The sequence below is a fragment of the Haloferax litoreum genome (genome assembly GCF_009674605.1).
GTDB lineage: Archaea > Halobacteriota > Halobacteria > Halobacteriales > Haloferacaceae > Haloferax > Haloferax litoreum.
Genome location: NZ_WKJO01000001.1, coordinates 1,381,794 through 1,392,764, shown reverse-complemented (window position 1 = coordinate 1,392,764; position 10,971 = coordinate 1,381,794). Strand labels below are relative to the sequence as shown.

The window sequence follows — 10,971 nt, the reverse complement described above, 5'->3', positions numbered from 1 at the left end:
CGTCGTTGACTATTTATTCGTCTGCGCCGTCGGTCCGTGCCCTGAGTTCGGACGCGACGAGTTCGTCGAAGTCGACACCGTCAGTTCGGTACTTGCCTCGGTTCTCGACCACGACAACTCCCTTGTCCGTAATCTCGTACAGACCGGACTTTGGCGCGGGGCCGACTCGCTCCAGAAGTCCGTAATCTGCCAGTATCGGCAACCGTGTGTTGATGTACGAGCGATTCTTGTCGAGGATATACGAGAGGTTCACGGCGGTGTTCCGCCTCCCATCGGAGAGGGCCTCCAGTATATCGAAGTCAGTTGGGACGGCCAACTTCATACGGTAATGTTTGTGTCATGCGATAAATAAGCACGTTATACTGAAACGACCATTTTCGCCAGACTGCAGAGAGGGACTGGGGTGGGCGGGGATGGTTCGAAGACTACCGAGTGTCGGAGTAATCGAGACCCTCACGTGCAAGGCGAAGGTCCTCGATTATTCGTTCGTGATACTCGATTGCTGTATCGATGTACTGTTTCGTCGCTGTCGAGTCGTCACCGTCGTCGTGGTACTGAGACTGCAACAAGTGCAGTTCGAGTGCGTGTGACGCAGAATCGTTCGCAGCCAACAGGGCCCGAGTGATCGTCCACGCTAACGCCCCCTCGTCGGGGAGTTCCCCGAACGTCTCCGGTGTGTTCTCTCGTCGCCCAACCATCATATACAGTGTTAGTATAGAATACCACTTAAAGTTATAGCACACTGATAATTCAGTCAATACTCAGTAGATTTGGTATCTACCGCTTGTGCGGCCCTCTTACCATATCGAAGCGAGGAGCGGACGTGAATCTGTTCGAGTGCAGATACGTGTCTGACGAACGAAAACGGGGGCCGGCGAGTCCGTCAGAATCACACACGTCGTGGTGCGGTTACCAGCGCAGTCCGGTTATCTCTCTTCGACGTGGCGAATCTCGACGGCGATGCCGCGCGTGGAACCGACCATCTCGACTCCACCCATCTCCGCGCGACCGATTGCGAACGCCTTGGGACCCTCGACGACGACTTCGTCGCCCGGCCGAATGTCGTCGTCAGCGTCGACGACGCCCGGTGCGAGCACCGACCCGTGTGGGACGAATCCGTCGATTTCGACGGTCTTCGTCGGTGCGTCGCTGTCGCGCCAGACCTTCGCGCCTTCCAGTGTGAACGAGAGGACGCCGTACTGTGGCACCATCGTCGCTAACTGTTCGCCCTCGTCGTTCCACACCTGCAACTTGGGGTAGCGACTCGTCATCTCGAGTTCCACGTCAGAAAAGAGTGCGTCACCCGCCTCTGGTCCGAGTTGGTAGTCGGCGAGTGCTTTCACGACGTTGTGTTCGCGTTCGTCACGCGAGAACTTCGGTTCGCCGTCGAGCGTCCGCATGAGATTGCCGATGGATTCCGTCGTCGTCGGGTGTTCGGAGACGGTGTACTCGACGTCGATTCCGAGGTCCGCTTCGACTCGTTCGACGATTTCGGTGTACGCACCCGGCGGCACGTGTGCGATGATGCGCGGGTAGTCGTTACGTTCGAGGTACCGGCGGAGCACCTCGGCGACGAACGACTTCTCGTCTTCGGACCAGTCGCCAGTGACGACCGAGTCGTAGTGCTGTGCGGGGTACGTCAGTTCCAACTCCTGCGGGACGACGCCAATCGGCGAGGTCATCGACACCATGTGGGCACGGTACTGCACCGCTTCGTGGAACTGGCGGTGACTCTGCGACTCGCTGTACGGTTTCTTCGCCGAACACGGGAGCAAGACGAGCGGGTTGTCGAACCGGTTCGTGTAGCGCGTCGTCACCCGGTCCGCGAAGCGCTGAATCTCCACGCGGTCGATTGACTCTTCGGACGCCGCCGTCAGTTCCGTGTCGCGGATGACTGGCGTCCGTTCTTCGAGGTACGTGTACTGCTGGTCGAAGCGGCGGAACGCGGCCGTCAACCACTGGTCGTGGCGGGCCTGTCCCTCGATGTAGTCGCGGAGGCGACCATCGCGGATGCGACGACGGACACGAGCGAGTTCTGCACGGAGCGCGTTCGCGTTGTGGTCGGCGGCGTCGGCACGGGTGAACTCGGACGCCGGTTTCTGACAGGCCGCACAGGCACACGGGAGTTCGTCGAGGTCTTCGAGGAAGTATTCGCCGTCGTTCGTGAGGTAGAATCCTTCGAGTCCACGTGCTCGGGCGCGCGTCTCGTCGACGAGGTCGACACCCGCGTAGACGAGGAGCGAGACGTTGCGCGGCGTCGCGACACCGGAGAGCATGAGCGCGGTGTCTGCGGGTAGGTTCTGTTTGGCTTCGACGATGTTGTCGCGGAAGGCGCGGGCGTGTCCGACGAACCCCTGCGCGTCAGAGAGGATGTACGCGTCAGCGCCGTAGTCGGCGGCGGTGTCGGCCGTGACGACTGCCGCAGAAGGGTAGTCGACGGCGGGGTAGTCGACGGCGAACGACTCGCGAACCTCGTCTGCACTCCCGGCAGGGAGCGAGCGGTGTGGGAGGACGGTGAGTGCGTCGTCGGACCCCGCTGGCATCTCGCGTTCCGCCGCCCAGAGGCTTCCAGCATCCTCGAGAACGTCGTCCACGGGCGCGGGCGTCGTCACCGGGTCGGAGAGTCGCAACTCCCCGATTCGGGCGGCGCCGTCGCGCGCGTGAACCTCGAAGTAGTCGGTCATACCCGCTTTCGGCCCCCGACGGGCAATTAACTTGCCTTCTGCGGGCGCGAGTCGTCGCTGAAGTCCCACCGGGCCTACACGATTTAGCTCCTTCAGCACGAACGACCATCTATGGACACCCCCACCCTATCGGGGCCGTGGTCGCGTGACCGTCTCGACGAGTTCCTCACGATGACGACGATTCCCCTCAGACTCTCGTGTCGAACCCCGTCGGACGACCTCTGGATGCTCTCGCTGTGGTACGAGTGGGACCCGGAGACGCCCGAACTCCGGTGTGCCACCTCGGCCGACGCCGACGTGGTTCGGTTCCTCCGCGCCCACGACGACGTGGCATTCGAGGTGTCGACGAACGACCCGCCCTACCGAGGGGTTCGTGGGAGGGGCGCCGCAACGGTCGAACCCGACGACGAGAAGGCAGTCCTCCGACGGCTTATCTATCGATATCTCGGCGACGACGACTCCCCACTGGCGAAGCGACTGCTGGCACCGGAACGCGACGAGGTGACGATTCGGATTCGGCCGACGAAACTGCACACGTGGGACTACGCGAGTCGAATGGAGACGACGCAGTAAGCAGGCGCGTCGGCGAGCACGCAAAAAGATGCCCAAGCGGGCGGGTACCGCGCGGGGGTGGCTTTGTAGCCCACACGGCGTACGAAAGCGTGGTGTCCGGTTGACCTCGTCGAGCGATGCCGCCGTCTGACGACGTCGTAACTGGCAGGGGAGCGGTGTGCGAAGTCAGCGGGGCCGGCAGCGTAGTGGCATCGTCCGCCGAGTCGACGAGCACCAGGGGGGGCAGTTATGGAGGCATTGACTCGGGGCGCATCCTTCGCACAGTATACGCTAGTCCTGAAAGCAGCAAGAAGATTTTCCGAACTCTCACCCAAATTCTTCCCTGATTTGCCAGACGTGCCCGATGTAGACACAGTTGAGGTGTGAATGAGACGAGATTATTACCGTCCAACCACCACTAACCAACAACTGATGTCCTACACCTACACTGGTGACGCACATCTCGCCCTCTCTGCGTCGTACCGTGAGGACGACGACCCGTTTCCGACGGACACGTCACTGAACTTCCCCCGACGGGACCACCTCCGAGACGACGTCCACCTGTTCACGCGCCTCATCTTTCCTCGATGCTGGAACGCCGGGTCACTCGTCGAAAACGAATCTGCACTGCGCGAAGAAGTGCGTGAACTCGCCGCCCTCTGTTACGACGGCATCGCGCCCTACAGCGACGAGGACCCCGCCATCGTCGTCGAGTCCGTCTTCGAACGCCTCCCCGAAATTCGCCAGACGTTGAAGAAAGACGTGGAGGCCGCGTACAAAGGAGACCCTGCCGCGCGGAGTTACATCGAGATAATCCGGTCGTATCCGGGACTTCAGGCAATCCTCGTCCAGCGCATCGCTCACGCGTTCTACGAGATGGGCGCACCCGAGTACGCCCGCGAGTTGACCGAGTACGCGAAGATGGAGTCCGGAATCGACATCCACCCCGGTGCCGACATCGGCGACTACTTCTTCATCGACCACGGCACGGGCGTCGTCATCGGCGAGACGGTGACCATCGGCGACTGGGCCAGAATCTACCAGGACGTGACCCTCGGCGCACTCCACTTCGAAGAGGAAGAAGACGACGAGCACACGCTGAAGAAGGGGTACAAACGCCATCCCGATATCGGCGACAGCGTCGTCATCGGCGCTGGCAGTAAAGTCCTCGGCGCAGTCAGCGTCGGCGACCACGTGAGTATCGGGGCGAACTCGTGGGTCACAGAGGACGTGCCACCTCACACGAGCGTCTACATCTCAGACCACCCGACACACGAGCGAAAGCCGAAGAAGTAGGTCGTCCAACCGGAGACGCCGCCGTCATCCGCAGTTCAGTCGATAGTAATCCACGCGAGGAACGCGAGGCCGACCGTCTCGAAGACGTGCAGCAACATCATGAGTCGCCACGCGATGACGGGCACGTCGGTGGCGAACCACCCCGAGAGCGTCGGGTCGACGATGTACATGTAGAGCGCCAGTGCGTTCTCGGCCAAGAGAAACACGCCGAAGACGAGGAGTCCAATCGCGTGTTTCGACCGGAAGGTCAGGTAGTTGCGCGCCCAAATCGCCGACAGAACGAACAGTACGACGACGTTGAGTGCGGCAGAGGCGCGCGCGACGTCGACCCAGATACTCATTCGTCCCCCACTTTCCGCGGATGTGTGATAAACACGTTCCCAATTTCCTCCATAGTTAGTCGATTCGTTCGATAATCGTCTCGACAGTCTCCCAGTTCGCTCGACACCGTGGCGACGGAAGGTAGACTGCCCCGTAGTCGTCACCGCTTCGCTGGACGACGTCGTTGTCCATCAGGACGTCGAGGTGGTGTCTCACCGTCTTGTAGTCGAGGTCCAGCGACTCGGCGAGTTGATTCGCATTTCGTGGCTGTTCCTCGATAGTCCGGAGGATTCGCACGCGGTTTTCACCACCGCGAGTTCCCGTGAGCACGTACCAGAGGACAGCCTCCATCGTTTTTGCTGATACGTTGGAGACCCTTAAAGAACCACGAGGCAGCGCCAAACCATCGACCGAAGTGACGGAGAACCTCCCGTTAGAGTGGTCCACGTCGCGTGTCTCGACTTAGCCGAGCGAGATGTCGAGATAGAGCATCACGATAGCACCGAAGATGGTACCGAGCGTCGCGATGCGTTCGAGCCCTTTCGTGTGTGTCTCGGGAATAATCTCGTCACTGATGACGAACAGCATCGCACCTGCCGCGAATCCCATCGCGTAAGGCAACAACGCCGAGACGGTCTGGACGGCGTAGGCACCGAGCAGTGCCAGCGGAATCTCGACGACGCCGGACCGAATCCCCGCGAACGCGGCGTAGAATCGCTTGTCCAGTCCCGCGTTTATCGCGGCGACCGACACGGCGAGTCCTTCGGGGATGTTCTGAATGCCGATAGCGAGCATCAGCGGGATGGCCGTCGAGAGGTCACCGCTCCCGAATCCGACGCCGACTGCGAGTCCTTCGGGCATGTTGTGCAGCGTAATCGCGAGGATGAACAACACGACGCCGGCGAGTCGTTCGTCGTCGACGGGACTCTTGTCACTCGGATTCGCCGCGTCCGGTCTGCGTCGCCCCGAGAGGAGATAGTGCGCGTGTGGGACGAGCATGTCCGAGCGGTCCAAAAACAACGCACCGAGCGCCATCCCGAACAACACGGGAATCGGGTTCCCGTTCGAGTACGTCTCGATACCGGGGATGATGAGACTCGTAAAACTCGCCGCCAGCATCACACCTGCAGCGAACCCGAGTGCACCGTTGAGGGCACGTTCCGAGGGGTTTCGCCAGACGAACACGAGCGAGGCACCCAACAGGTTGAACCCAGCGATGACGAACCCACCGATGAGTCCGTGGACGACGGGGTTGTCGCCGAACAGTCGGATGAACTGCTCGACTACCACACTGTTCGCCCTCCACTGTGAGTGCACATGATTGTACGAGAGATGTGAAACTGCGAACTGTATCTAGTTTTGCATGCGTCGTCGAGAACTGAGCGCACGAACCAACGTAAGAGAGCGCCGTTGGAGTGTTATTCGTCTGAGTCCGCCGCGTCTGCCAACTGCTCCGTCACTTCTGCGAGCGACTCCACGGCCACCGAGTCAGGAACGAGTGAGAGCGCCGACGCGGGCCAGTCGTCGTGGGCGAGGGTGAACGTCGCGTCGGGGTTCTCTTCGACCAGACGAGCGACACCTCGTGCAGCCTGTTCGTAGGCGTCTCGGTCGAGTCGCTCCGGCACTTCCGCGGTCAGTGGGTACGTCTCCGAGAGTGCGCGTGGGAAGGGACCGAACGGGGGGACGACGCGCCACGCGGCGTCGAACTCGTCGCCCGATGGAATGCCGCCCTCCGTGAGCAAGACGGTGCCCTCGGCAGTCAGTCGGTCCATCCGGTCGTGGTGGCGGGCCACTTCGGGGCGGTGGGCGCTCTCGTTGGACACGTAGAAGAACGCGCCCTTGGACGCCGGGTCTTCGCGTTCGAGTTGGTCCACGTGGTCGAGGAGTGCGCGATAGCCGTCGAGCATGGCCGGGTGCGAGCGTGCGCGCTCTTCGACGAGTTCCATCAGGTCGCCGTCGCGGATGGCCTGCTTGATGCGACGGAGTTCCGCGAACGTGACGTGGAGGTTGTGTTCGGCCAGCAGTTTCTCCTGTTGTTTGTCGCCCTTCGCTCGCAGGTCGTCAGGCGAGTACTCGGTACAGACGGGGCAGGTACACGGGAGATAGTCGAGGTCTTCGAGGTGTTCGGTCCCGCGGACCGTGAGGTAGCGACCGTCACGAGCGTACAGCGCGTACGCGGCCGAGTCGAACAGGTCGCACCCGAGTGCGACGGCGAGTGCGAGCATCATCGGATGGCCCGCACCGAAGAGGTGGACGGGTGCATCGACGCCGAGACCACGTTTCGCGGCGGCGACGGCATCGACCATGTCGCCGTAGCGGTAGGCGTTCATCATCGGGACGACGGCACCGACGGGGAACACGTCGAGGTCGGATTCGTAGGCGTGTCGACCGGCCTCCTCGCGGATGTCGGGGTACGTCGACCCCTGTACGGGTGCGTTGACGAGCATCTCGCCCGTATCGGCCGCCTCGGCGTCGGCGATGGCCTGCTTCGTGATTTCGAGGTCGTCTTCTGCCTGTTCGCGGTCTACGTCCGGCGGTGTCGGAATGTCGACCGGCGTGGCGATGTCTGTCCCGATGTCGTGTTGGAACTGCAGAATCTCCTCGGTCGTCGTGTCTATCTCGCCGTACTCGGCGAGTTGGAACGACCCGGAGTCGGTCATGATGGCTCCGTTGAAGTCGAGCATCTCGTGGAGACCCACGTCGAGGGCCTCCTCGCGGAGGTGGTCGTTCTTCTTGATGATGTAGGAGTTGGTGATGAGAATCTCCGCGCCGAACTCGGATTCCAGACGGGCGGGCGAAATCGTATCGATGTTCGGGTTGACGACCGGCAGGAGGGCCGGCGTCTCGACGGTGACCCCCGCGCGGGGGACGGTCAAGCGGCCGATTCGGCCGGCGAGGTCCCCGTCACGGATTTCGAAGTGGTCGCGCATGGAGTGGCGTTCCGTGAGCGCGGCGGTAAGAGTTGCGTTCGGGAGTGGAGAGATGCCGACTTACTCGTCGAGACACCAGTCCATCGAGAGACCATCAGTCGGGTCTACGCTCCGGTTTTCCGTCCGGTAGACTCCCGATTCGGTCACGTAGTAGTACGCCTCGACCCGATAGTCGGCATACAGTGGTGGCCGGTGTTCGTACGCGACTTCGACAGGTGTTCCCTCGTAGTCGACGTAGACTGTCCGGGATTCGTCGCCACCGAACTCGTCGTCGGTCGCCGCGTCGAGTGCCATGAGGGTCGAATCGAACGCCTCGTCTTCGTATTGTAGTTCGCGTGGCGTACCCGACGCAGCGTCCGAGAGGGCACGCTGGAGTGAATCACTCTCGGTTAGTTCACTGTCGGTTGCACTCACGACGATGCGAGAGTCGTCCACGTCGTCGGCCGCCTCGAATCGCAGTGTGTGTCGCGGCGGCGTCTTTTTCCCCCACTCTGATTCGACTACGGCGCGAACACCGTCGGCAGTCGTCTCGACCGATTCGACCCTCGGACGCCCGGTGTTCGTCCCGTAGTCCTTCTCGGACGTGACGAACGTCGCTTCACACGACGTGAGCGTCTCGTTGGTGAGTCCGTGTGGGAGCGGTGACGAGGCACCGGTAGCGGAAGGAGTCGTCTCAGATGTGCGTTCGAGAGGGGCCTGTGTCGTGTCACCCGCCTCGGAGAGACATCCAGTAGTCGCAACGAACGACCCAGCGACTGCCAACAAGACCTCTCGACGGTACATGTGTTGATATTCTATCACGAAATGAAGTGTCTTCTGGAGATTCGACTCGGGCAGGGGCAGTCTACAGCCCCGTCACAGGGCACAGAGATACATATCCAGAAACCACAACGCGTGATAGATGCAACCCGTCAACGAGTCCGACTTCGACTGGGCCGAACACGAGGGAGTCGAAGGCAGGTTCAGACAGAAACAGTTGGGTGCGGCCGCAGGGAGCGACAACCTCGGCTGTAGTCTCTACGAACTCCCACCGGATGCCCAGCCGTGGTCGTATCACTACCACGCGGCGAACGAAGAGGCGTTGTACATCCTCTCTGGAACCGGGACGCTCCGCCTCGGTGGAGAGACGTACACGGTCTGCGGGGGCGACTACGTTCCGTGCCCTGCTGACGAATCCGGTGCGCACACAATCGTCAACGACTCCGAAGAGACGCTACGATACCTCGCCATCTCCACGATGCGCGACCCGGACGTGACGGTCCACCCCGACATCGGCAAAGTCGGTGTCTTCGTCGGCGCACCACCGGGAAGTGACGACGAACGGGAGGTTTCGGCGTTCTTCGACCACGACGCTGACGAGTAGTCGATATGGTGTAATCGTCGGAGGACGACGACGGAGCCCCGTCGGTACTGTTTAGATTGTTGAGATTTGTGGGAGTGTATGAAACGGCGAGACGTTCTCGCGGGACTCACCGGGTCGGCAGCACTCTCGCTGTCGGGGTGCATCACGACGCCGGAACCCTGCGTCGGAGAGACGTGGACGGGTCTCGGATACGCTGTCCGCCTCGGCGATATCGCCTCCGACGCAGACGGAAACCGATGGTCCGGGACCTGCGCACTCGACGTGGACTTCAGTTACGTCAGCGGTGACGGACCGGATATTACGAACGCCGGCATCGCGCTGTACGCCCAGAATGGGACGAGAGTCGGACTGGTGAGAATCGGTGACGTGACGTGGGCAGACGTCTCCGACGAGGACCGACGCGAGATGTCGTGTGGTGGATACCAGCGAGGGAGCACGACGGTTCGACGCGACTTCGACGTCGACGAATTCCCGTACTACCTCGGGTTGTGGTACGAACAGATTCGTACCGGTGCCCTCGAACACGCGTCTGGGCTCACGTACAGCGACGGGTCCCTGCCACAGGGGACAGTGTCACCGAGTTCATGGGATTCGACCCTCGTATCGAGAGACCCGTTTCCCCCACTCCCAGAGAGCGACCCGAAACTCGGGACGGCAATCTCGGCGGGCAAGTTGGTCACGTACTATCGCATCTGCGAACGCGAAGAACCGAGTGTGGTCACCACCGCCTGCTGTGACGTCGGCGTCCGCGGAACGCTTCCGACGCCGAATCCGAACTACGTCGCCGAATTCCGTGGCGCGCGGCTAACACGAGACGGGACGACGGCAGTCGTTCGGGTCGCAGTCCGTGAGTTCCAGCGGCCACCCGAGACGACGTGTGACGACGGAGAGACGGCCGTTCTCGGATACACCGTCGGCCTGTCGTTCGACGGTGAGCGCCCGACGTCGTTCGAGTTGGTCCACCTCTCTGCTGACGGGACGGAAGTCGAACGATTCGAAGTCCAGCAGTGACAAAAACAAGGCCACAGACGGCCGTAGCGTCCGTTCAGAAGAACAGCAGTCCAGACGGCATCGCGTCGGGGTTCATCTCCGCGAACTTGAACGCGATGTAGGCGATGGTGAAGAGCGTCGCGTTGTACGCGCCGTGGATGAGCGCAGGGACGACGAGGTTGTCGGTGAGTTCGTAGGCCGTCCCGAAGACGAGACTCGGGAAGAACAGGATGCTAATCGTGACGAGTCGAGCGCCTGCGCCACCGGTGAGAGCGACGAAGTGGATGGCGGCGAAGATAGCGCTCGCGAGGGCGATTCCCGGGACGGGGCCGAACGACTCGCGGATACGATTCTGGACGACGCCGCGGAACAGCAGTTCCTCGCCGGGACCGATGAGGAGGAACGACGCCGGGACGAGAAGCAAGAGCACTTCGGGGTCCTGTGCGGCGATTTCAGTCACCTGATTCGACCCGGCTTCGACGCCAATCGTCGAGACGAGGAGTGCGCCGACGAACGCCGCACCGAGCGCCGTCACGTACCCGAGGACGACTGCGGCGAGGTCACGGAGCGACGGGATGGAGACGCCGAAGTAGTCGCGCCCGAGGCCGCGGAAGGTCACGTATCCGAGGGCGACGCCACCGAAGGCGATTCCCTGCAGGAGGATGAGTGAGATGACGATGAGTGAGAGCGGGGTCAGTTCGAACCCGACGCTGACCGCCGCCACCTGCGTGACGACGACGAGGATGGTCCCCGCGAGGAGACCACCACCGCCGAGGACGAGGGCAGCGACGAGGGACCGAGCCGAGTCGAAGAGTCGCGTCGTAGTAGCCACAAG

Annotated in this window: 13 protein-coding genes; 4 read left to right on the top strand and 9 right to left on the bottom strand. The window is 61.9% G+C overall.

Going from position 1 to position 10,971, the window contains the following annotated elements:
• Positions 1–13 precede the first annotated feature (13 nt).
• The 3 genes from GJR96_RS07205 to arcS form a co-directional block, all read right to left on the bottom strand.
• On the bottom strand, positions 14–322 hold the full coding sequence (locus GJR96_RS07205) for an ArsR family transcriptional regulator (protein ID WP_151162317.1): 309 nt from the start codon (positions 320–322) through the stop codon (positions 14–16).
• A 103-nt stretch (positions 323–425) separates the two neighbouring features.
• Positions 426–701, bottom strand: a complete 276-nt coding sequence (locus tag GJR96_RS07200; RefSeq protein ID WP_151162316.1) for a hypothetical protein — start codon at positions 699–701, stop codon at positions 426–428.
• A 225-nt stretch (positions 702–926) separates the two neighbouring features.
• Positions 927–2,684, bottom strand: coding sequence for an archaeosine synthase subunit alpha (gene arcS / locus GJR96_RS07195; protein ID WP_151162315.1), 1,758 nt, complete (start codon positions 2,682–2,684; stop codon positions 927–929).
• 111 nt (positions 2,685–2,795) lie between these two features.
• Here arcS and GJR96_RS07190 point away from each other — a divergent pair, with 111 nt between their 5' ends.
• The gene (locus GJR96_RS07190) at positions 2,796–3,257 is read left to right on the top strand and encodes a pyridoxamine 5'-phosphate oxidase family protein (protein ID WP_151162314.1); all 462 of its coding nucleotides are present in this window, start codon (positions 2,796–2,798) and stop codon (positions 3,255–3,257) included.
• A 411-nt stretch (positions 3,258–3,668) separates the two neighbouring features.
• Positions 3,669–4,532 (top strand): serine O-acetyltransferase EpsC, encoded by an 864-nt coding sequence (epsC, locus tag GJR96_RS07185; RefSeq protein ID WP_151162313.1) that lies wholly within the window; start codon positions 3,669–3,671, stop codon positions 4,530–4,532.
• Positions 4,533–4,567: 35 nt separating this feature from the next.
• On the opposite strand, the gene GJR96_RS07180 is transcribed toward epsC, so the two are convergent.
• The 5 genes from GJR96_RS07180 to GJR96_RS07160 all read right to left on the bottom strand — a co-directional run bounded on the left by GJR96_RS07180 (position 4,568) and on the right by GJR96_RS07160 (position 8,566).
• Positions 4,568–4,873, bottom strand: coding sequence for a hypothetical protein (locus GJR96_RS07180; RefSeq protein ID WP_151162312.1), 306 nt, complete (start codon positions 4,871–4,873; stop codon positions 4,568–4,570).
• Positions 4,874–4,928: 55 nt separating this feature from the next.
• The gene (locus GJR96_RS07175) at positions 4,929–5,204 is read right to left on the bottom strand and encodes a winged helix-turn-helix domain-containing protein (protein WP_151162311.1); all 276 of its coding nucleotides are present in this window, start codon (positions 5,202–5,204) and stop codon (positions 4,929–4,931) included.
• Positions 5,205–5,315: 111 nt separating this feature from the next.
• A complete protein-coding gene (locus tag GJR96_RS07170) occupies positions 5,316–6,143 on the bottom strand; it encodes a ZIP family metal transporter (RefSeq protein WP_191965821.1) in 828 nt (275 codons plus the stop codon).
• 128 nt (positions 6,144–6,271) lie between these two features.
• On the bottom strand, positions 6,272–7,783 hold the full coding sequence (gene tgtA / locus GJR96_RS07165; RefSeq protein WP_151162309.1) for a tRNA guanosine(15) transglycosylase TgtA: 1,512 nt from the start codon (positions 7,781–7,783) through the stop codon (positions 6,272–6,274).
• Between the two features lie 60 nt (positions 7,784–7,843).
• The gene (locus tag GJR96_RS07160) at positions 7,844–8,566 is read right to left on the bottom strand and encodes a hypothetical protein (RefSeq protein WP_151162308.1); all 723 of its coding nucleotides are present in this window, start codon (positions 8,564–8,566) and stop codon (positions 7,844–7,846) included.
• Positions 8,567–8,684: 118 nt separating this feature from the next.
• On the opposite strand from GJR96_RS07160, the gene GJR96_RS07155 reads away from it, so the two are divergent.
• Positions 8,685–9,146, top strand: coding sequence for a cupin domain-containing protein (locus GJR96_RS07155; protein ID WP_151162307.1), 462 nt, complete (start codon positions 8,685–8,687; stop codon positions 9,144–9,146).
• 78 nt (positions 9,147–9,224) lie between these two features.
• Positions 9,225–10,157, top strand: a complete 933-nt coding sequence (locus tag GJR96_RS07150; RefSeq protein ID WP_151162306.1) for a hypothetical protein — start codon at positions 9,225–9,227, stop codon at positions 10,155–10,157.
• Between the two features lie 34 nt (positions 10,158–10,191).
• Here GJR96_RS07150 and GJR96_RS07145 read toward each other — a convergent pair whose 3' ends face one another.
• On the bottom strand, positions 10,192–10,968 hold the full coding sequence (locus GJR96_RS07145) for a CPBP family intramembrane glutamic endopeptidase (protein ID WP_151162305.1): 777 nt from the start codon (positions 10,966–10,968) through the stop codon (positions 10,192–10,194).
• Positions 10,969–10,971 lie beyond the last annotated feature (3 nt).